This is a genomic window from Oribacterium asaccharolyticum ACB7 (genome assembly GCF_000238075.1).
Lineage (GTDB): Bacteria > Bacillota > Clostridia > Lachnospirales > Lachnospiraceae > Oribacterium > Oribacterium asaccharolyticum.
Genome location: NZ_JH414506.1, coordinates 580,090 through 601,346 on the forward strand (window position 1 = coordinate 580,090; position 21,257 = coordinate 601,346).

The 21,257-nt window shown below is 44.7% G+C and carries 22 protein-coding genes and 1 riboswitch; of the genes, 9 read left to right on the top strand and 13 right to left on the bottom strand.

The window, feature by feature from the left end:
• Positions 1-77: 77 nt before the first annotated feature.
• Positions 78-2,069 (top strand): glycoside hydrolase family 31 protein, encoded by a 1,992-nt coding sequence (locus HMPREF9624_RS10635; RefSeq protein WP_009537753.1) that lies wholly within the window; start codon positions 78-80, stop codon positions 2,067-2,069.
• Here the strand turns inward: HMPREF9624_RS10635 and HMPREF9624_RS10640 are convergent.
• The 3 genes from HMPREF9624_RS10640 to HMPREF9624_RS10650 all read right to left on the bottom strand — a co-directional run bounded on the left by HMPREF9624_RS10640 (position 2,066) and on the right by HMPREF9624_RS10650 (position 5,615).
• Positions 2,066-3,262, bottom strand: a complete 1,197-nt coding sequence (locus tag HMPREF9624_RS10640; RefSeq protein WP_009537754.1) for a cysteine desulfurase family protein — start codon at positions 3,260-3,262, stop codon at positions 2,066-2,068. The genes HMPREF9624_RS10635 and HMPREF9624_RS10640 overlap by 4 nt on opposite strands.
• Positions 3,263-3,325: 63 nt before the next feature.
• Positions 3,326-4,846 carry a polysaccharide deacetylase family protein gene (locus HMPREF9624_RS10645; RefSeq protein ID WP_009537755.1) on the bottom strand — a complete coding sequence of 507 codons (1,521 nt, stop codon included), beginning with the start codon at positions 4,844-4,846 and terminating at the stop codon, positions 3,326-3,328.
• A gap of 130 nt (positions 4,847-4,976) precedes the next feature.
• Positions 4,977-5,615 (bottom strand): ECF transporter S component, encoded by a 639-nt coding sequence (locus HMPREF9624_RS10650; RefSeq protein WP_009537756.1) that lies wholly within the window; start codon positions 5,613-5,615, stop codon positions 4,977-4,979.
• Positions 5,616-5,833: 218 nt separating this feature from the next.
• A riboswitch (FMN riboswitch) is annotated at positions 5,834-5,951 on the bottom strand.
• A 166-nt stretch (positions 5,952-6,117) separates the two neighbouring features.
• Between HMPREF9624_RS10650 and HMPREF9624_RS10655 the strand changes: the two genes are divergently transcribed.
• The 4 genes from HMPREF9624_RS10655 to HMPREF9624_RS10670 all read left to right on the top strand — a co-directional run bounded on the left by HMPREF9624_RS10655 (position 6,118) and on the right by HMPREF9624_RS10670 (position 8,258).
• On the top strand, positions 6,118-6,618 hold the full coding sequence (locus HMPREF9624_RS10655) for a deoxycytidylate deaminase (RefSeq protein ID WP_009429910.1): 501 nt from the start codon (positions 6,118-6,120) through the stop codon (positions 6,616-6,618).
• 97 nt (positions 6,619-6,715) lie between these two features.
• Positions 6,716-7,438 carry an endonuclease III gene (gene nth / locus HMPREF9624_RS10660; RefSeq protein ID WP_009537757.1) on the top strand — a complete coding sequence of 241 codons (723 nt, stop codon included), beginning with the start codon at positions 6,716-6,718 and terminating at the stop codon, positions 7,436-7,438.
• Between the two features lie 2 nt (positions 7,439-7,440).
• Complete coding sequence (locus HMPREF9624_RS10665; RefSeq protein WP_009537758.1) at positions 7,441-7,731, top strand: DUF6472 family protein; 291 nt, start codon at positions 7,441-7,443, stop codon at positions 7,729-7,731.
• A gap of 5 nt (positions 7,732-7,736) precedes the next feature.
• On the top strand, positions 7,737-8,258 hold the full coding sequence (locus HMPREF9624_RS10670; protein ID WP_009537759.1) for a tRNA (cytidine(34)-2'-O)-methyltransferase: 522 nt from the start codon (positions 7,737-7,739) through the stop codon (positions 8,256-8,258).
• Between the two features lie 2 nt (positions 8,259-8,260).
• Here HMPREF9624_RS10670 and HMPREF9624_RS10675 read toward each other — a convergent pair whose 3' ends face one another.
• From HMPREF9624_RS10675 to HMPREF9624_RS10690, 4 genes are all read right to left on the bottom strand, one after another.
• The gene (locus HMPREF9624_RS10675; RefSeq protein ID WP_009537760.1) at positions 8,261-8,491 is read right to left on the bottom strand and encodes a DUF3791 domain-containing protein; all 231 of its coding nucleotides are present in this window, start codon (positions 8,489-8,491) and stop codon (positions 8,261-8,263) included.
• Complete coding sequence (locus HMPREF9624_RS10680; protein WP_009537761.1) at positions 8,488-8,958, bottom strand: DUF3990 domain-containing protein; 471 nt, start codon at positions 8,956-8,958, stop codon at positions 8,488-8,490. The genes HMPREF9624_RS10675 and HMPREF9624_RS10680 overlap by 4 nt, the downstream gene beginning before the upstream one ends.
• A complete protein-coding gene (locus tag HMPREF9624_RS10685; RefSeq protein ID WP_009537762.1) occupies positions 8,955-9,200 on the bottom strand; it encodes a DUF3791 domain-containing protein in 246 nt (81 codons plus the stop codon). The genes HMPREF9624_RS10680 and HMPREF9624_RS10685 overlap by 4 nt, the downstream gene beginning before the upstream one ends.
• Before the next feature lie 160 nt (positions 9,201-9,360).
• The gene (locus tag HMPREF9624_RS10690) at positions 9,361-10,998 is read right to left on the bottom strand and encodes an ABC-F family ATP-binding cassette domain-containing protein (protein ID WP_009429692.1); all 1,638 of its coding nucleotides are present in this window, start codon (positions 10,996-10,998) and stop codon (positions 9,361-9,363) included.
• 97 nt (positions 10,999-11,095) lie between these two features.
• On the opposite strand from HMPREF9624_RS10690, the gene HMPREF9624_RS10695 reads away from it, so the two are divergent.
• Positions 11,096-11,512, top strand: coding sequence for a PaaI family thioesterase (locus HMPREF9624_RS10695; RefSeq protein WP_009537763.1), 417 nt, complete (start codon positions 11,096-11,098; stop codon positions 11,510-11,512).
• 8 nt (positions 11,513-11,520) lie between these two features.
• Here HMPREF9624_RS10695 and HMPREF9624_RS10700 read toward each other — a convergent pair whose 3' ends face one another.
• From HMPREF9624_RS10700 to HMPREF9624_RS10710, 3 genes are all read right to left on the bottom strand, one after another.
• Positions 11,521-12,315 carry an SDR family NAD(P)-dependent oxidoreductase gene (locus HMPREF9624_RS10700; RefSeq protein ID WP_009537764.1) on the bottom strand — a complete coding sequence of 265 codons (795 nt, stop codon included), beginning with the start codon at positions 12,313-12,315 and terminating at the stop codon, positions 11,521-11,523.
• 71 nt (positions 12,316-12,386) lie between these two features.
• A complete protein-coding gene (locus tag HMPREF9624_RS10705; protein ID WP_009537765.1) occupies positions 12,387-13,760 on the bottom strand; it encodes a sodium-dependent transporter in 1,374 nt (457 codons plus the stop codon).
• 71 nt (positions 13,761-13,831) lie between these two features.
• Positions 13,832-14,533 carry a Maf family protein gene (locus tag HMPREF9624_RS10710; protein ID WP_009537766.1) on the bottom strand — a complete coding sequence of 234 codons (702 nt, stop codon included), beginning with the start codon at positions 14,531-14,533 and terminating at the stop codon, positions 13,832-13,834.
• Positions 14,534-14,799: 266 nt separating this feature from the next.
• On the opposite strand from HMPREF9624_RS10710, the gene HMPREF9624_RS10715 reads away from it, so the two are divergent.
• Positions 14,800-15,042 carry a hypothetical protein gene (locus tag HMPREF9624_RS10715; protein ID WP_009428166.1) on the top strand — a complete coding sequence of 81 codons (243 nt, stop codon included), beginning with the start codon at positions 14,800-14,802 and terminating at the stop codon, positions 15,040-15,042.
• A 14-nt stretch (positions 15,043-15,056) separates the two neighbouring features.
• Positions 15,057-15,677, top strand: coding sequence for an NAD(P)-binding protein (locus HMPREF9624_RS10720; protein ID WP_009537767.1), 621 nt, complete (start codon positions 15,057-15,059; stop codon positions 15,675-15,677).
• A 113-nt stretch (positions 15,678-15,790) separates the two neighbouring features.
• On the opposite strand, the gene HMPREF9624_RS10725 is transcribed toward HMPREF9624_RS10720, so the two are convergent.
• The gene (locus HMPREF9624_RS10725) at positions 15,791-17,203 is read right to left on the bottom strand and encodes a uracil-xanthine permease family protein (RefSeq protein WP_195891144.1); all 1,413 of its coding nucleotides are present in this window, start codon (positions 17,201-17,203) and stop codon (positions 15,791-15,793) included.
• Between the two features lie 382 nt (positions 17,204-17,585).
• Here HMPREF9624_RS10725 and HMPREF9624_RS10730 point away from each other — a divergent pair, with 382 nt between their 5' ends.
• Complete coding sequence (locus tag HMPREF9624_RS10730; RefSeq protein ID WP_009427803.1) at positions 17,586-18,470, top strand: LysR family transcriptional regulator; 885 nt, start codon at positions 17,586-17,588, stop codon at positions 18,468-18,470.
• A 58-nt stretch (positions 18,471-18,528) separates the two neighbouring features.
• Here HMPREF9624_RS10730 and HMPREF9624_RS10735 read toward each other — a convergent pair whose 3' ends face one another.
• On the bottom strand, positions 18,529-19,146 hold the full coding sequence (locus HMPREF9624_RS10735; RefSeq protein WP_009537769.1) for a hypothetical protein: 618 nt from the start codon (positions 19,144-19,146) through the stop codon (positions 18,529-18,531).
• A gap of 108 nt (positions 19,147-19,254) precedes the next feature.
• Positions 19,255-21,201: a heavy metal translocating P-type ATPase gene (locus HMPREF9624_RS10740; protein WP_009537770.1), complete on the bottom strand. Its 1,947-nt coding sequence runs from the start codon at positions 21,199-21,201 to the stop codon at positions 19,255-19,257.
• Positions 21,202-21,257 lie beyond the last annotated feature (56 nt).

Here is a 21,257-nt window from a genome sequence, read left to right on the forward strand (position 1 = left end):
ACGATATAGGTTTTGTGCTCAATATAGGTTTTGTGCTCGATATAGGATTTTTATAGAAAAAACAGGAGAGGAAAGATATGATTCAACATTACAGATTCGGTCATCCGATTCATACCGGAGCAGTGCTGGATAAGCCTACGATGGACATAACTCCCGTAAAGGATTTCCCAGGGTGGGATATTTCTCCGTCAAACGGCAGTTTAAGTAAAACGCTGTCGGAGTCTATGCGGGTATTCGGCTTGGGAGAAACGGTTCGGGGGATGAACAAAAGGGGATGGATCTACATCAGTAATAATACGGATGACCCTAATCATGACGAGGATAAACGTTCCCTCTACGCTTCACAGAACTTTATCCTCCTGGCTGCGCCCGAAGAGGAGGAAGTGGAAGGGATTTTCGTAGATGATCCCGGAACCGTTCGTTTTGATATCGGCTACACGGAGCTCAACCGACTCACCATTTGTTCCGAATCCGGAAATGCGGATATTTATCGCTTCACAGCAGATTCTGCCGATGAAATTGTCCGACAGTTCAGAGCTATTACAGGGCAAAGCTATATTCCTCCTAAATGGGCCTTCGGTTTCGGGCAGAGTCGATGGGGTTACAAAACTGAAGAAGACATTCGCACGGTTTATGAGCGCTATCGAGATGCCTCTGTTCCTCTCGATTCCATCTACCTTGATATTGATTATATGGAGCGTTATAAAGATTTTACCGTAAACACCGAAAGCTTCCCCCATTTTTCCGACTTTGTAGAAGAAATGCGGAAAAGCCATGTCCATCTGGTACCCATCATTGATGCCGGCGTAAAAATGGAAGAGGGGTACGAAACCTATGAAGAGGGTTGTGAAAAGGATTATTTTGTAAAAAAAGAAAATGGAGAACGACTGGTTGCCGCTGTATGGCCGGGACGAGTTCATTTTCCCGACTTTTTTAAACCCGAAGTCCAAAACTGGTTCGGGCACAAATATCAATTTCTCTTAGAGCAAGGAATTGACGGCTTCTGGAATGATATGAATGAACCCGCAATTTTCTACACGGAAGATCGTTTAAAGGAAGTCTTTGAAGAGATAGAAAAGTACAAAAATGAAAACCTGGATATTCAATCCTATTTTGCATTCACAAATCTGGTCTCCACTCTGGGAAACAACCCTGCCGATTACAGGCGTTTCTATCATGAGCATGAAGGGCAAAGCATAAGACACGATAAGGTGCATAACCTTTTCGGATTTTATATGACAAAAGCCGCAGGAGAGGCGCTACGGAAAATGGAGCCCAATAAGCGCATTCTGCTCTTCTCCCGTTCCAGTTACATCGGCATGCACCGTTACGGCGGAGTATGGACAGGCGATAATAAATCCTGGTGGTCCCATCTTCTGCTTTCTCTGCAACAAATGCCCGCTTTAAATATGTGCGGCTTCCTCTATTCGGGATCGGACATAGGCGGCTTTGGCGCAGACTGTACGGAAGACCTGATGGCAAGATGGTTGAGTTTGGCTATCCTTACTCCCCTTTACCGGAACCATGCCTGTGCGGGAACAAGACTGCAGGAGCTGTATCAATTCCAAAACCTGGAGTCCTTCCGGAAAATCATTGAACTGCGCTATGCCCTGATTCCCTATATCTACAGTGAATTCATGAAGGCCGCAGTAAAGAATGGAATGTATTTCCGTCCTCTTTCCTTTATATGGTCAAAAGACTCCAGAGCCTATGAAGTGGAAGACCAGGTTGTAGTTGGAGAAAGCATTATGCTCGCTCCCGTAGTAGAGCAGAACCATAACGGAAGAACCGTATATCTCCCGGAAAGCATGAAGCTGCTTCGTTTCAAGGCATGGAATGATTATACGGAAGAAATCCTCCCTGCAGGAACACACTATGTAGAATGCAGGCTTTTCGAGACGATTCTTTTCCTCCGAAAAGGGCATGTTCTTCCCCTCATTAAACCGGCAAAAACCACTGCGGAACTGGACTATGCAAGCCTGAAATTCCTTTGCTATGATGCCGATCCGAAAGATTACACACTTTATAACGATGACGGTTTTACGAGAAATCTTCCTTTCACTTTTTAACGGGATTTTTCCACCGCTTCTTTGATTGCCTCCACCGTATACTCCAGTTCTTCCTCGGTGAGGCTTTCTTCCAGGCTCAAACGAAGGCCGGAGAATGCCACTTCATGACTTTTTCCGATAGCCAGGAGTACATGGCTCGGATCTAAAGAACCGCTGGCACAGGCTGAGCCGCTGCTTGCGCAAATTCCCTTTTGGTCAAGGAGCATCAAAAGGCTTTGTCCCTCTATCCCGGGAATGCAGACGTGAACATTTCCGGGGAGGCGCTCCTGTAGAAGGGAAGAATACGTATTTTCTGCCGGAAAATCCGCTTCTCTTTTTTCCAGAGGATTCACCCCGCTAATTTCTACCCCGGGGACTTCTTCCAGAAGTCTTTTGAAAAATAAATTCCGTAAGGCAACTTTCTTTCTGCCTCTTTCCTCCATTGTGGAAAAGGCCTCCCTTGCTGCTGCGGCGAAACCGACTATTCCGGGAACATTTTCCGTTCCGGCACGAAGTCCTCTCTCCTGTGCGCCACCATGCAATAAAGCGGGAAGCTTTAGGTCTTTTCGGATATAAAGAAGGCCGACTCCCTTCGGACCGTGAATTTTATGACTGCTTGCGGAAAGCAAATCAATCCCCATTTCTTCAACAGCAATCGGAATCTGCCCGAAGGCCTGCACTGCATCGGTATGGAAAAGAGCGCCATACCGATGGGCAAGAGAGCCGATTTCCTGCAGATTCTGCAAAGTACCGATTTCGTTATTGGCAGCCATGACGGAGACAAGACAAGTTGTGTTCTCAGACTGCTTCAATGCGTTCTCCAAAGCTTCCAAATTAAGAAAACCTTTGGCATCTACCGGAATCCGGCTGACGTTTACCCCCAGACTTTCCAAGAAAGAGGCAGTCCGAAGGATTGCAGGATGTTCGATTGTACTGGTCAGCAAATGCTTAGGACTTTTCTCTCCCCATCCCAATAGGGATAAGAGAGCCCAGTTGTCGCTTTCCGTCCCCCCTCCGGTAAAATAGATTTCTCGCGGAGAGACATGAAGAAAAGAGGCCAGGGCTTGTCGGCCGGCCTCTATTGCTCTCTTCGCTTCTTGTCCGAAACGATAACTGGAAGAAGGATTTCCGTAAAGATCCGAAAAGTAGGGCTCCATGGCTTTTCCTGCCGTCTCGGATAAGGCGGTTGTTGCCGCATTGTCCAAATAAATCATTCCCATTGCCTCCCTATTTCTCTATTTTCTAATCTAAGTAACTTCTCTTTACACCGAAGAGCCTTAATCTTCCCAGGAAATCGGGGTCGGTCTCCTCGTGTCAAAAACCTTCTTTACATCAAATAAATCGGAAACTCGATCCGCTTTTCCGCTATATGATTCATATAAGCGATAGCCATCAATATTTCTTCTTCCCTGTCTTAAGAATTGGTCTCCGTATTGCATCCAAATCTGAGTAGAATCCACATTGCAGAAGTAGCGGAAACCGGCCTCCTCCAGAAGGTCGTATTTTCCATTCTCTCCCCCTTTTTTATACGGATGCCAATCTCCGATATCCGCGCCGAACGGATACAATAAAATGTCACAGGAATCCGGCAAAAGCGGCTCTACATTTCTTTTCCAACGGTCCGTATCTCGTTTGATATCTTCCAAACTGCGATTCGTAAAGTTAATGTGCCCCCAGGAATGAGAAGCAAATTCATAGCCGTCTTCCTTAAGGACCTGCGTGATTTTCTTTACCGTTTCTTTATCCTCTTCTATATTCGGATTGGCCTTATTCTTCGGATCCAGTGCGGAGGAATTCGGATCAAAGGTCTCATCCGTACGGTAACCGAGCACCCCGTTGTACCCGGTAAAGGCAAGAATCGCTTTGTGCCCATGATATGCAAAATCCGGATGTTCTTCCACAAATTCATCCAAAATCGGCACAATATCATAATCTCCTACAGAAACATTTCCATCCTTATCCGTATACTGCAGCTTGGGCTTTCCGTCCTCGTCCAGAACCATTTTGTCTGCAAAGCCGGAGCCCTGCATATAGATATAGTAATTTACATCGTCTTCCGACATCACAAAGGGCTTCTTTCCCTCCGGAAGCAGAATCTGCTTCTTCACCATTTTCTTGGTTCCGTCAGCTTGCTCCTGCATCTCCGCTATGTCGTGCATGTGCACCATCACATAGCCGCGCTCATACATTTCTTTAATGATTTCTTTAAACTCCGGAATAGTGGTCATGACAGAATTATACTGCCTTCCCTGTCGGGTGTCCTTTAAAGCCCGATCCGTATCGGTAATCAGGATGTGGAAGAAAATATGGGTAATCTGATCCATATCCGCCGGGACAAGCTTCTCTTTTTCCGCCTCATATTCCGCGATTTTGTCCGAAACGGAACTGTCCTCCGTGCCCAAAGCCTGTAAGCTTTCAATCGCCTTGTCATAGTCATACTGCTTTGCAAAAAGCTCCGCTGCCTGCAAGGCTTCTTCCTTTTCCGATAACGGTTCCTCTGTACTTTCTTCCGGGCCTTGATTAATCGTAATATCGCTCCCAGAGGACAGGGGTTCTACTTCTTTCTCCCAGGACGGTCCCGTTTTCTTTCCGAAGGATAGGAGATTATGATCTTCCATATAAGGCAAAGCAAAACGAAGTCCCACGAAGGTAAGAATAAGAAGAGCGGGTATCAAAATACCGAGAAAAATATGGAAATTCCTTTGTTGCCTTCTTTTTTCTCTTCTTATTTCCATCTTTCGATGATGTTCTTCCATCTTCTTCCGATAGTCTTCTTCCATGAACTCTTTTTCTGTCATCTTCCCTTTCCCATCCGTAAAATCTGTATTTGCCTAAAAATTCGTACTTTTCCTATTCTACCCCGCAAATAAGATTTTACCAAGGAAATCTTATAAATTATTCCGACATATTTGTTTAAAAATCGGAATACTATCTTCTAAACTGATGCAAGATGGGAGAAAGCCCCTTGTATAAGAGAAGGCAAAGGAGAACATCAATTAGGCCCTTCACAAAGGTAAACGGTAAATTGAAGATAAGCAATGCCTGCTCCATGCTCTGCACCGAGGGAAGAATGACTTGATAAAGGGAAAGAACCGTCTCCTTCGGCATGAAATTATAGTAGAAAGGATATACTACAAATAAGTTGGAAGGATAAGACACCAAAGCCATCACTAAAGCCCCAAGAACTGCACCGAGCACAGCCGCTTTCTTGGTTTTATTTTTCTGATAAACGAAGCCTGCAACTGCGGTAAAGCTTGCTCCCAAAATAAAATTGGACAATTCTCCCACACCGAAGGATCCGGAGCTGAAGGAATGCAAAACATTTTTAATCAGTTCCACCATAATGCCTGCAATCGGCCCCATGGAAAATGCGGCAAGCAGTGCCGGAAAATCCGAAAAATCAAACTTAATAAAAGGGGGCATGATGGGAATGGGAAATTCCAGCCACATTAAAATATAGGCTATCGCCCCCAAGATTCCTGTAATCGCTAAATTACCGATTCTTTCCCTGTTCATGCTTCCTCCGCTCATCGTTCCGCTAAGTTCCGTCTTGCCAATCTTACTCATTTTCATCCTCTACTTTCTAAAAAACAAACCTCTTCATTCGTAGAAAGCGATTGACTGAACGTTTTTTGTCGGAAGGCCGCGTATCCCTCTTAAACGAGATATCGCACACTTTGTGCACGATACTCGTTATGAACAAGATATTGCACGCTTTATGCACGATACTCGTTATGAACAAAAAAGCCCTACACCAAAAGTGCAGGGCTGAAACATCCGTCTAACTCGCTCCTCTTTCATCCAGACTATACTGTTGGTATCGGAATCGCACCGATTCAGCTGCAAATGCAGGTCGCGGACTTTACCGCCAGTGGGGAATCACACCCCGCCCTGAAGAACTACAACTATAGAATACAACGATTTGTTTAAAATGCAAGAGAAGAATTAAAATATATTCCCCGTTTAGTCTGTAAAACGAAGTCTAAAAATGGTAGAATCATGAACAATTCCTTTTTGACCGATACGCATTATCCTAAAAATAAAAAAGAGAAGAAAGTGAGGAATCGGGATGAGTGAAAGTGAAAAAAGATCCGACTATATTTCTTGGGATGAATATTTTATGGGGATAGCGGAGCTGTCCGCTCTTCGTTCCAAAGATCCTTCCACCCAGGTTGGTGCCTGCATTGTTTCCGCAGATAACAAGATTCTTTCCATGGGATACAACGGTTTTCCGAAAGGCTGTTCCGATGATATTTTCCCTTGGACGAAAATCCGGGCGGAGCACGATCCCTATAATGCAAAATACGTTTATGTTACCCACGCGGAGCTGAACGCTATTTTAAATTACCGCGGCGGATCTTTGGACGGTGCAAAAATTTATGTGAATCTTTTCCCCTGTAATGAATGTGCAAAGGCCATTATCCAGTCCGGAATCAAAACCCTTGTATATAGGGAAGACAAATATGCCGATACCCCGTCTGTTCGGGCCTCCAAGAGAATGCTGGACGCTGCAGGTGTGCGCTATTATCAATATCAGGCCACCGGAAGGAATATTTCTCTGGATTTGTAAAGGGAAATGCTCCGGCGTTAAATTTTTCCTGTTAAACAGTCGGAAAGAGCAAGGATTATTTATTGCTAAATAGTATACATTCGAGGAATCACACCCTATGTTTATTGCAAAAGAAAGTAAAAAGAAAAGAGAAGCCCGCGTTCGGGAGATTATGGAAAGGCTCGATGCACACTACGGCGATCACCCCATGATTTTTTTGCAGGCGAAAAATGCCTGGCAGCTGCTCTTCGCCACCATTTTATCGGCGCAGTGTACCGATGCCAGAGTCAATATGGTGACGGAAAAACTCTTTCAGAAATATAAAAGTCTGGAGGACTTCGCTTCCTGCAACTTAAAAGAGCTGGAAGAGGACATTCATTCCACAGGCTTTTACCATAACAAAGCAAAGAACATCAAGGCCTGCGCAACGGTTCTTGTCGAAGAGTACGGGGGCGAGGTTCCGAAGGATATCGATTCTCTTACGGCCCTCCCCGGTGTCGGTCGGAAGACGGGAAACCTTATTTTGGGAAATATTTTTCATATTCCCTCTATCGTTGTGGACACTCATGTAAAACGGATTTCAAATCGATTGGGTCTTGCCGATTCTTCCGATCCGACTAAGACGGAATTTCAGCTTATGGACGTACTCCCGGAGGAATTCTGGATTCGTTGGAATACGCATATCATTGCTCTGGGTCGTACTCTTTGCACTTCTCAAAAGCCGAAGTGCGAGCTTTGTTATTTGAATGACCTCTGCCCCTCGGTAAAGGGTGACCCCGAAACCTGGAGAAGCCCCGCGGAACGAAAGAAAGAGAAGGCGGCAGACGGAAAGAGGAAGTAAAAATGAATGATTTTGAGGACTGCAACGATTGCAGAAATTATTCTTACGATGAGGACGAAGATGAAGCGGGCTGTATGGCCAACTTTGATGAGGATGATCTCACAAGGCTGCAAGATACCGACTCTCGTGCACACTGCCCTTACTGGTGCAGAAGCGACTCGATAAAAGCGAAGCAGAGCGGAAACGAATATGATACCGTAAAATACCAGGCCATCGGACATCTGTCTATAGAAGAAATCGCAAAAAAAGCAAGAGAGAAACTGGCCAAACGAAAAGAAGCAAAGAATGGATAAAGAATATGAACATTGTACTGCACGAACCGGAAATCCCCTTTAATACCGGAGCCATTGGGCGCACCTGCGTCGCTACGAGCACAAGGCTCCACCTGATTAAGCCCTACGGCTTTATTTTGAACAGCAAAAACATCAAAAAAGCCGGCATGGACTATTGGGAACACTTAAAGCTCAAGGAGCACTTAAGCTACGAAGATTTCCTGAAAGATATAGCGGAGGAGCAAAATTCCGTTTCCCCTCCCAAAATCTGGTATGCGACCACTAAGGCAAAAAGAACTTATACGGAGGTCTCTTTTTCCGAAAATGACTACATTATGTTTGGAAAGGAATCCGCCGGTATTCCGGAGGAAATTTTGGTGGAAAATGAGGAGCATTGTATCCGTATCCCCATGCTTGAAGAAGCCCGTTCCTTGAATCTCTCGAACTCCGTGGCTATTATTCTCTATGAAACCTTACGGCAACAGGATTTTAAGAGCCTGAAAAAGGAAGGGGCGCTGCACCGATTACATTGGAAAGAAGAGCAATAGGCTTAATTCGCCTGTTCGCTCTTTTTACTAATTTTATATTCTTCTTCCAGCTCATCAATCAGATATAAGTCACTCCTGCAATGCATATCGGAAATGCCTTGGCTTATAAGTTGATACAGCTCAGATTTATAAAAAAAATCCAAGGCATTTTCTAAAGACATTTTTTCTTTCTCTGCAAAGCCTGCTATAATGCGGGCGTATTTTTTTTGTAAAAGAACGGGATGAGCATTCATAGGATTTCACTCCCTTCATAATGCAATACAGGAAGAGCCTCTTCTGTACGAAAGCAATACTGGATGTTAGGCTTTTCATAACGAAGCCTTTTAATTGCCTCTTCTTCATCAATCAAATGGTCAAAATAAAGCTCTACCGTATTAAACACCTTGTCATTTGCAATTCCGCCAATCACAATATCGTAGTCACTTTTATCCTGTCCACTCCTGCACTGCACTACAAAATTCAGCCAATCCAAAGAATAGGTACCGAAAGACAAAAGCTTTCTTTCGGCCATTTTCCTTTCATCCATAGAATATATGGACAATACAGCTTCTTTCCCCTGTCGTTTATAACGCTTACACCATTGTTCTGCTTGCTCTTTCAACGGAGTCGCATAAAATCCCCTGCCAAAATCCACATAGGGTCTGGAATGTAGAATATCCGGCTTAGGAATAGCCAAATTGGAACCATGATAGAGAATCATAGCTTTACCCCCCATTCTTTCATCACAGACAAAAGCTCCTGAAGGATATATTCTTTTCCTTGCGTATGAAGCACCTCGTATTCCGGTATGATATAGTTCTGCAAAAAGTTCTTTCCACTACTAAGCTCCTGATAAACTCTTGCTCCATCCTTATGCAAAGCTTCTGCTAAACTTTCAATACAAAATAGGGTAAATTCCAGTTCATGAATGTTATTCAGTTTGTTTTCTACCGATTCTTTCATCAAAATTACCTCTACTCATTCCCTAGCTATAAGGTTATAGGACAAAAACTGCCTTGAAATAAGATGACTATTCAAAAAAGGAGCTGTAAAAATCAAAATAATTTAGAAAATTTCCTTGATTTTTACAGCTCCTTTTCTATGACATCTTTTTAAGCCTGTTTTAGTTATCTCCCGCATCATCCTCAGATACGGTATAGGTAAATCTCTTCTTGATATCCTCATCGGATGCCAGGTACTCATCATAGGTGGTGAGCTTATCAATCAGCTTTCCGTCAATGATTTCCATGATGCGGTTTGCAGTGGTTTCCACAACCTGATGGTCACGAGAAGCAAAGATGATGACTCCCGGGAAGTTCTTTAAGCCGTCGTTTAAGGCGGAAATCGCTTCCATGTCCAAGTGGTCGGTCGGCTCGTCCAAAATCAAGACATTGGAACCTGAGATCATCATTTTCGAAAGCATGCAACGCACCTTCTCTCCTCCGGAAAGGACGTTGACCTTCTTCACGCCGTCATCTCCCTTAAAGAGCATTCTGCCAAGATAACCGCGAACAAACTGGGTATCCTTGTCCGGGGAGTACTGGGTAAGCCACTCTACAATGGTGTCCTCGGAATCAAATTCCTTGGTATTGTCCTTCGGGAAATAGGACTGGCTGGTGGTTAAGCCCCACTTATAGTCTCCGGAATCCGGCTCCATTTCCCCTGCAAGAATCTGCATCAGTACTGTCTTTGCAAGCTCGTTCGGGCCTACAAGAGCCACTTTATCGGTACGATTTAAGATAAAGCTGATATTGTCCAAAACCTTTACGCCGTTAATGGTCTTTGTCAGGTTATTGACTTCCAGAACATCATTTCCAATTTCCCGGTTTGGCTTAAACTGGATATAGGGGTACTGTCTGGAAGACGGCTTAATGTCATCGAGCTCAATCTTCTCCAAGGCACGCTTTCTGGAAGTCGCCTGCTTTGACTTGGAGGCATTCGCAGAGAAACGCTGGATAAATTCCTGCAATTCCTTGATCTTCTCTTCCTTCTTTCGGTTGGCTTCCTTCTGCTGACGGACAATCAGCTGAGAAGACTCAAACCAGAAGTCGTAGTTTCCGGCAAAGAGGGTGATTTTTCCGTAGTCAATATCGGCAATATTGGTGCAAACCTTATTCAGGAAATAACGGTCATGGCTGACTACGATGACGGTATTTTCAAAGTTAATCAGGAAGTCCTCGAGCCACTCAATGGAAACCAAATCCAAGTGGTTTGTCGGCTCGTCGAGAAGAAGGATATCCGGATTTCCGAAAAGGGCCTTCGCAAGAAGCACCTTCACCTTCTCGGATCCTTTCAGCTCATTCATCATCTTATGGTGCAGCTCCGTTTCGATTCCCAGACCGTTTAGCATGGTCTCCGCATCCGCTTCCGCATTCCACCCGTCCATCTGCGCAAACTCGCCTTCCAGCTCTGCTGCACGAATGCCGTCTTCATCGGAAAAATCCGGCTTCGCATAGAGGGCATCCTTTTCCTTCATCACTTCATAGAGGCGCTTATTGCCCATGATTACCGTGTCCAAAACGGAATAATTATCATATTTAAACTGATCCTGCTCGAGAACGGACAAGCGCTGTCCGGGAGTCAGGATAATCTCTCCGGAGGTGGGCTCCAGAGCACCGGAAAGAATCTTTAAGAGGGTAGACTTTCCGGCACCGTTCGCGCCGATTACCCCGTAGCAGTTTCCTTCCGTGAATTTGATGTTTACATCCTCAAAGAGGGCCTTTTTCCCCACTCTGTAGGTTACATTACTTGCAGCAATCATGTTTTACCTCTATATTTCCTCATAAAAATACGCTATATTATCCTCCGACAATATAGCATTTATAAGGGGAAAAGGGAAGGGCAAAGGATAAGGGAAAATGATGTCCAAAATGATGAATGAGAAAATAATGGAAGGAATTCGTGCGCACATGCAGGACCTCTCCGGATTCGACCGAATAGAGCTTTTAGAAATCGAGCCGGGTCACAGTCTTTTCAAAATAGAAATCACGGAAAAGATGCTGAACCACTATGGGGCAGTGCATGGAGGCGCGCTTTACACGCTCTGTGATATGGTTTCCGGCATGACTGCCTACGCCTACGGCGTGACCAATGTCACCCTCTCCGGAAATATCAATTATGTCCGCCCGGCAGGCGTCGGCACGCTTTATATTGAGTGCAACTCCCTGCACAAGGGAAGAACAACCGTTGTGCAGGATGTCACCGTTCGAGACAAGGAAGAGAAGCTCCTTTGTACGGCCAGAATGACCATGTATATCACCGGGGAAGTGGAATAAATATCCGCTTATTCTACGTCCTCTTTTAAACGGTCATAGGCAAAGCTTGGATTCAATGTCATGCTCCTGCCGCCTGACACCTCTATGGTAGTTGCGGTCATATAACTTGCGGCATCGGATGCTAAAAATACTATCGGCTTTGCAATTTCTTCCGGTTCAGCCATCCGTCTAAGCAGGGTTCCCATGGCATTTTTCTGTAACTCCTCTTCCGAAATAGCCGCCTTTGCCAAGGGAGTTGCCGTAAAGCCGGGCATAATACAACACACGCGAATATGATTCGCACAATATTCTCCGGCAAAGGTATTTGTCAAATTGTTAATTGCAGACTTTAACGGGCCATATAAGGTGCTTCGTCCTGCAGAGGAACAACGCGCCGCAAGGGAGCTGACATTCACAATGGCCCCACCGGTGTTTTTCATGTAGCGAAAGGCAGCCTGACAGCCATAGACTACAGACTTAAAGCAGGTATCCACCATGAGATTGATTTCTTCTTCATCATACTCATCCGCCTTCTTATAGCCTGTCGTACCTACATTATTTACCCAGACATCTAGTCTTCCGAAGTGTTCAAAAACATGCTGTGCAAAGCCGTAAATTTCGTCTCCTTTGGAAACATCCACTGTTTCCGCGTAAACCGGGCCAAACTTTCCGAGCGTTTCCGCCGCTTCCTCTATCTCCTTTTGATTCCTCGCGCAAATTGCTACACTTGCGCCCTCTTTCAAAAACTCCTTAGCCGTAGCATATCCGATTCCTTTACTGCCTCCGGTTATTACTGCTACTTTTCCTTTCAAGCCCAATTCCATGTTCTTTCCTCCTTATCTTTGCCCATTTTCTCTCGACTCATTGCTTGAATTTAAAAATTTGTCTTTTTCTTTTAAAACTTAATCCATCCCAGCACACTTGCCACAGAACTAAACAAAATAATCGCGACAAAGAAGGGGCAAAGATATTTAATCATAAAATTGAAAACGGCTTTCCTCTTAAAGGGGGCTCCATTTTTTTCCACTTCTTCCGCTATCCCCTTTACGGTAATAACACGAACTACCAAGAGGCAGGTTGCCATCGCGGCAATCGGCATCATCACGGAATTCGTTAAGAAGTCAAAGAAATCCAGAAACTGCATACCCTTGATCAGCGTAATTCCGGAAAGCGGACCATAGCCCAATGCGCTTAAAGTGCCAAGCGAAACCATAATGATAGCCAAAACCAGAGTTGCGCGTTTTCTGCTCCATTTTAACTCATCCTGGAAAGTGGAAACCGCGCTTTCCGCCAAGGCAATGGCGGAAGTGAGCGCCGCAAAGAAAACCAAGAGGAAGAAAAGAAAGCCCACAATCCTTCCAAACCCCATGCTGGCAAAGATTTTCGGCATGGTAATAAACATGAGAGACGGTCCCGCTTTTAAGACCTTCGGGTCTCCGCCGGAAAAGGCAAATACAGCAGGGATAATCATAAGACCGGCAAGAATCGCTATTGCCGTATCAAAAATTTCCACATTTCCCGTAGATTCTTCGATGGAATGATCGGATTTCATATAGGAGCCGAAAGTTACCAGAATGCCCATTGCAATGGAAAGGGAATAAAACATCTGTCCCATGGCTGCCACCACGGTCATCCAGGAAAAATTCTTTGCATGCGGAATGAGAAAGTACTTCACACCGGAAAAAGCGCCCGGTCTGGTAACAGCGTAAATGGACAAAACAACGGCAAGTAAAACCAGGACGGGCATCATGAAAGTGGAGACCTTTTCGATTCCGTTTTCCACTCCCATAAAGATAATCAGCATTACCAAGAAGGTAAAAATGACAAACCAAAATTCCGCCTGCACTCCATTCCCGATAAAGCCGCCAAAGTATTCACTTGTTGCAACGGCCGTCTCTTCCCCTTGCAGATAAGCAAAAAGGTACTTCAAAACCCAGCCGCCGATAACGGAATAATAGGGGACAATCAGAATCGGAATAATCGCATTGATCCAGCCGCCAAAGCGGAACATCCAGTCCTTCCCAAAGTGTGCATAAGCACCAACCGGACTTTTTCTGGTCATTCTGCCGATTGCACTCTCCGCTATAATCATGGTGTAGCCGAAGGTGAGTACCAAAACAAGATAAATCAGAAGAAAAATCCCTCCGCCGTAACGCGCCGCAAGGTAAGGAAAACGCCAGATGTTTCCAAGACCGACTGCGGAACCTGCTGCAGAAAGCACAAAGCCCAGTTTTGATGAAAATTTACTTCTTTTCTTTTTCTCGTCCATTTTTACTCCTATGAAAATCCGAATGATTGCGGTTCTTCTCCAATTTTTACTTCTACATAAAATCCGAATCCTTACAGTTCCTCTCTAAATCTTTTCAAAGCTTGATAAAGTCTGGCAATCGGCAAGCCTATTGCATTACAAAAATCTCCCTCTATTCCCTTTACAAAGCGTGCGAACGGGCCTTGCACACCATATGCACCGGCTTTATCCATAGGGTCTCCCGAAGCAATATACTCCCGTATTTCCCGATCGGACATCTTGGAAAGATACACGGTCGTTTTCTCGCAAAAGCCCATTTTTTTCTCTCCGTATAAAATGCAAACCCCTGTATAGACCCAATTTACCTTCCCCGACAGGCCGGAAAGCATAGCATAGGCGTCTTCCTCCGTCTTCGGTTTTCCGAGGATTTTTTCTCCGTCAAAAACCACGGTGTCCGCAGCGATAAGCAAAGTTTCACTGTCAAAATGTCTCTGCACTTCCTCCGCTTTCAAAAAGGCCAGGCGCTGTGTGAGAAGTGCCGGATCTTTCTCCGCGCTGCTCTCGTCCGCACCGCTCGGATAAACCGTAGGGCTAAAGCCCAATAGCTTCAAGAGCTCTATTCTTCTCGGAGATCCGCTCGCGAGCACAAGCTTCGGGAAACTCTCCTGAAGAGACGGTTTCTTCCATTCCTCTTCCGACTCCTTCTCTTTTTTCTTTCTTAGCAAAGCTTCCAACTCTTCCAGCTCTTCCCTGTCCATTTCTTTATCCATTTCCATATCCATTTCCTTATCCATTTCCTTATCCACTCCTTCTCTATCCGCTTCTCTTCTATTTTTCCATTTTTTTATTTCTCTTTTTCGCTTCCTATTCCACTTCCTATTCTCTTTTTCGCTGCCTTTTCCCCTACTATCATCTATATAAACTTATCTTGCTTTTTCCGCATCTTTGTACTATTGTTGAAGCGATTCGGACGCTTCTATCGATAAGAGCAGCGTTCTTGCTCAATGGCAAAATTCACTTCATTCTGCCATAATTTTTGAAGAAAGGGAATATCAATACCATGAAAATTGAAAATGTCAATAACGTAGAAGGTTTATTTTCTCTCTTAAACGGCTTAAAGGGAAGAGTAGAGCTGGTTTCTCCAGAAGGAGATCGCATCAATTTGAAGTCCAAGCTGTCTCAGATGCTTATGATGTCTCAGATGCTCGATAAGGCCTATATCAAAGAGTTGGAACTGATTGTACATGAGCCGGAAGATATGAAGAAAGTTGTCGAGTTCATGATGGGTGATGCAAACAACTAAAAGGAAAGCATAGAATGCAAGAATACAAACAGCTTGAGAACTATGATTGTATCGTTGTTGGCGGCGGAGCCTCCGGGCTCGCCGCCATTTCCGCTATGGCAGACCTCGGAATAACGAATACCCTTCTACTGGAGAAAAATGCCGAGGCGGGCGGCTCCCTCTTAACGGACTCCGAGCCTCTTTCTCTTTCCGGAAAATCTTTTTCGGGAAAAGCACTTCTAGCGCAGTTCCTAAGACTCATAGATATATACGAAGTAAAGACAGCCTTTCACAGGGAACTTCTCTCCGTTTCCCTAAACGAGATGTCACGCACTTCATGCACGATACCTGTTATGAACAAGATGTCTCAGGATTCGCCCGCACCACTTATTCAGAATAAAACAGCGGACGGCGAAAAGGGCTTCCTTCCTGTCTTTACACTCACTGTAAAAAACACAATCAGTCAAAAGGATGAGCTCTACTACTCTAACTATCTGATTCTTGCTTTTTCAAACAGCAAGACTTTTTCTTTGCACGACGCCGGTATTCCCGAAGATAGGGTGAAGATGATTGAAGGGAAGAGCCTCTCCGATGCGCTTACACAAGGCGGCAAGGTCGGACGAGAGATGGGGGAACTGCTCCTTCGGAAAAAATAAAAAGAAAAAATCGGAAAACGTTACAAAAAGTCCCCTACAGAGGCTTCCACGCCTGTGTAGGGGACTCCCTTTTATTCCCTATGCGTAAGGTTCGCTACGTGCGATAGGATACCTTACTGCTTTTTTTCCTCTTCTTTTCTTGCCTTTTCTGCAAGCTCCCAGAGCAAACTCTTTCCTTGTGAAATCTGTAAATCCACGCCGGTATCGTTCGGCTCATCTTCTTCAAACTTGTAATCCTTATCCGGAAGAATCGCATTCAGGAGAATTCCCACTAAAGAACCGGTTGCCAAGCCCGAGAAGGCAATCTGCACGCCGAATACGTGGAATACCAAAGCGCCTGCACTGGAATAATTGATTCCTATCGAAAGTACCAAAATCATTGCCGCAACAATAATGTTTCTGCTCTTAGAAAAATCCACCTTGGTCTCTACCACATTTCTTACACCGACTGCGGAAATCATACCATAAAGCACCAGAGAAATTCCACCGATAATCGCACTCGGCATAACCTCTATCACTGCGGAGAATTTCGGGCAGAAGCTTAAAAAGACAGCGAAAACGGCAGCCAAACGAATAACTCTAGGATCATAAACCTTGGTCAGGCTTAAAACACCGGTATTTTCACCATAAGTTGTATTGGCAGGTGCACCGAAAAGGGAGGCCATAGTGGTTGCCAAACCGTCTCCGGTAAGAGTACGGTGCAGCCCCGGATCCTTCATGTAGTTGATTCCGACTGTAGAGGAAATCGCAGAGATATCTCCGATATGCTCCATCATCGTCGCAAAGGAGATGGGGATAATGGTTAAGCAACTGCTGAAAAGTAATGCAGGATCCAGATTTCCGCTTGTAAATAAGGAAAATACCGTCCGCTCATACTGTACCGGAAAACCGAACCAGGATGCCGACGCCACCGGTTCAAAATTAATGTAGCCGAGAACCGCAGCAAAGAGATAGGATACAACAACTCCCAGGAGAATCGGAATGATTTTCACCATCCCTTTTCCGAAAATATTACAGAAGATGACAACAACAATGGCGGTCAAAGCCAAGCCCCAGTTACTCGAGCAGTTTTCCACTGCAGACTTAGAAAGATTTAAGCCGATAGCTATGATAATCGGTCCCGTCACTACCGGAGGGAAAAAGCGCATAACCTTTCCTGCGCCAAAAATACGGAAGGCAAAGGCCAGAACGAGGTACATAAGGCCTGCCAGGGCAACACCGAAACACGCATATAAAAGGAGTTCCGGTTCCTTGTTTGGAGCAATGCTCATATAGCCTGCCAAAAACGCGAACGAGGAGCCTAAAAATGCCGGTACCTTCTTTTTCGAAATAAAGTGAAACAGGAGGGTTCCCAGCCCTGCAAAAAGTAAAGTACTGGAAATGGATAATCCCGTCAGTAAGGGCACCAATACCGTAGCGCCGAACATAGCAAAGAGGTGCTGGAATCCCAAAACAAAGAATCGCCATCCTCCTAAGGACCTTGCATCAAAAATAGCCTCTTCACCGAACTTCTTCATTGTCTTCATTTGCTCTTTCACCGCGTCTCCCTTCTTCTTTTAAATCGGCCGAAAATATTTTCCCTCTCTTTCTTGAAAATTTGCCGTTCCCTATCATACTCTCTTGGATTTTCTCTGTCAAAGACTAAAAAGGGAAAAGCCTCTTTTAAAAATCTTTTTTAGCAGTCTGTATTGGTCAAGAATTAGGAAAATTGGCCAAGAGTTCATAAAAGCGTTACTTTTATATTGTTAAGATTTGTGATAAAATACATTTGAATACTATGCAAAAATTCTTAAACTATGCATTTATAAGTAATTTGCACTAATCGAAAATAAATTTTATACTTCTATTTTAACAAAAAGCCAAAATGGAAGTATATAATGAAAGGACAATGCGTGGAGGTATGACATCATGGAAATTAGACAGCTGCATTCTTTTATTAAAATCGTTGAGTTGCAAAGCTTCTCGAAGGCGGCGGAGGCTTTGGGGTATACCCAGGCTGCAGTAACCATCCAGATTCGTCAGTTGGAACTTGAGTTCAATACCCGTTTTTTCGATCGGGTTGGCAGACACGTAGAGTTGACCCCACCCGGAAAAAAGTTCCTTCTTTATGCCAATGAAATCTTGAGGAAGGTAGATGATGTACACACGATTTTAGGCACTACCATAGTGCGCGATCACAAATTGCGCATCGGTACTCTGGAGTCCTTATTGAACTTTAAATTACCGCAGGTCATTACCTACTTCTATCGTCACTATCCCTCTATCTCCTTGGAAATCAGATCCGGCACGCCAAAAGAATTAAATGATATGTTGGATCACAACCAGATAGACTTGGCATACTATATCGACCAGAAGGTGTATGGACAAAACTGGGAGAAAACCCTGGAAGAACCGGAATCGGTAATTTTTGTTGCGGCAAAAGATGTGGATTTACCGGAGAAAAAAGAATATCTTCTTCCGGAGCTTTTAAATCTGCCCTTCTTTTTAACAGAACGAGATTCCAATTATCGTTTTGCATTGGAGCAGGAATTGGCATCGCAGCATTTATCGATTCGTCCATTCTTTGAAACCAGAAATACGGACGTCATCATAGAATTGATAAAGGAGAACAAGGCGATTTCTTTCTTACCCTATTATGCGGTGCAGAAAGATCTCGAAGAGGGAAGCCTCAGGCAACTGGAAGTGAAGGATTTTCATTTGACCATGTATCGTCAGCTCTTCTATCACAAGGACAAATGGATGACGGAAGAAATGAAGAAATTCATCAGTTTAAGCGACCAATTGATGCTGTAAAAGAGTGAAAAAAATCCGGCTTGCGGGACTTTCCGCAGGCCGGATTTTTTCTTTTCTGTCATAATGAGTAAAGGATGATACCTCCTTTTTCCTCTCTTCCCGTATTCCAAAGACTTCGGAAGTCCACCCACTTTGCTTCGGAGTAGGTCAGTGTTTGCACCTGAAAACGACCTTCTTCCGATAGTGCATTTTTCCCTTCATAACGATATCCAATCAGCAAGAACCAATGCCAAACATAATCCTCCATAGCGGGATTTTCATGATTTAAAATCAGAATGGGAACCGGCAAATCTTTTTCAATCTGCTCCATAATCCGCTCTTCCGCCTCTCTTTCGTCTGCCGTACCGGGAAGAACGGTCATTGTAACTTTCTCCCCCTTATCCTCCAAAAAACGGGTAAATCCCTCGACATAAATCTCCGGTTTATCAATGCCGCACCAGCGTGGATGGAGATATTCCTTCATTTCTTCTGTAAAGTAAAGATATTCATCCTGATCCGGCTTCTCCAAATCTCCTTTATACAAGGATGTTTTCCCATGATGCAAGGCAAAATAAAGAGCACTGTCGCAGGCTGTGATAGCTGCACAACCTCCCAGCTGCATCATATGATCCAAGCACCAATCCTGGTTTCCCCCGTAGGAGTCTCCAATATAGAAAAAATCCAGTTTCTTTTCCATCTCTTCGCCTTACTTCCTCTTTTGAAATCTCGTCATCCAATGATTTAAAATTCAGCGTAGTCTTGCTAAATTATCTTTGCCGTAAGTATAATTCCGACCCTTTTCCGATTATCTTTTTAACAAACGCATAGCATTCACGATACAGATTACGGTTACTCCTACATCCGCAAAAACCGCAGCCCACATATTGGCAAGGCCAAAGGCACTGAGAAGCAACACCAGAATCTTAATAGCGAGAGCGAAAACGATATTTTCCGTCGCAATTCGAACAGTTCTTCTTCCGATGGAAATGACTCTCGGAATCTTTACCAGGTCATCATCCATAATGACAATATCCGCCGCCTCAATTGCAGCATCGGATCCCATGCCTCCCATGGCAATCCCCACGTCGGATCTGGAAAGTACCGGCGCATCGTTAATCCCATCTCCCACAAACGCCAGATATCCCTCCTGTTTTCCATTTTTCTCGAGGCTTTTCAAAAGTTCCTCTACCTTTTCCACCTTTCCGGCAGGCAGAAGTTCACTGTAAACCCGGTCCACTCCCAGAGCTCTTCCTACTTCTTCCGCAACCGGTTTGCTGTCTCCGGTCAGCATCACGACTTCCTTGACACCCTCCATCTTCATTTTCAAAATAGCTTCCCGGCTACTCTCTTTTATCTCATCGGCGATCGTAATCTTTCCGAGATATGCACCGTCTCTTGCCACATGACAGACGGTGGCACTTTCCGCTTCTTCTTCGGAGTAAGAAATCCGGAACTCCTCCATAAGTCTTCCGCTTCCTACCAAAATCTGACTGTCCTCCACCTTCGCAATAAGTCCCTTACCGCTCCGGTTTTCCGTCTCTTTCGGGATAAGAAGTTCTCGTCTTACGAAATCCCCCTCCTGATAAGCTAACAAAATGGACTTCGCAATAGGATGCGTTGAACCGTTTTCTGCTGATGCTGCTGCAAAAAGAAGCTCTTCTTCGGAAACGCCTTCCGCCGGACATAACCTTTCCACCGCAAAGTTCCCTTTAGTCAGGGTCCCCGTCTTATCCGTCACCAAAACGGAAAGTTTGGAAATAAGCTCTAAATAATTAGAACCCTTTACCAAAATTCCTTCCCGGGACGCTGCACCGATTCCACCGAAAAAGGAGAGAGGAACCGAAATGACCAGAGCGCAGGGGCAGGAAACAACGAGGAAGGTACAGGCACGGTATAACCAAGTAATAGGGGGATGAGCCTGCCAGATTTCTTTGGGAAGAGCCCCTGTCGTAACGCCGACAAACATAATAAGCGTTGGAAGGATGGCCAGTGCCAACGCGGAAAATACCACAATAGGAGTGTAAAACCGTGCAAAACGGGTAATAAAGTTTTCCGTCTTCGACTTCTTTTCCGAAGCCTCCTCCACAAGTTCCAAAATCTTCGATACCGTGGAATCTTCAAAACATTTGGTGGCTTCTACTCGAAGAAGACCTTCACCGTTAATACAGCCGGAAATAATATTTTCTCCGGGAAAAACGGAGCGCGGTACGGACTCGCCGGTAAGCGCCGCAGTGTTAATCATGCTTTCTCCACTCCGCACAATCCCGTCTACCGGTACCTTTTCTCCTGCTTTAATGAGAAGAATATCTCCGATTTCCACCTCGTCCGGATCGATGGTTTCCACACTGCCGTCCGCTCTCTCTACATTGGCGTATTCCGGAACAATGTTCATCAGCTCTTTAATGGAGGCACGGCTTTGTCCCACGGCATAGCTTTGAAAAAGCTCCCCGACCTGATAAAAAACCATGACTGCAACCGCTTCCGCAAATTCTCCGGCAAAAAAGGCTCCGACTGTCGCAATAGTCATCAGCAGGGCTTCATCAAAGGGGCGACGATTTTTAATTCCCAGAATACATTCCCGTACCACATCATAGCCACTGATAAAATAAGGCAAAAGATAGAGCGGAAGGAAGTAAATAGGATGCTCGTTCAGAATGGAAATCAACTTCATTTTCTCTATAATCATGAGTCCTAAAAATAAAGCCAACGCTATACCGACACGGCTTCTTTCTTTTTTCAACTTCTCCGACATCTTCTCTCCCCTTATCCCTTACAATACAGCTTTCACCCCGGCAACTTCGTAAATAC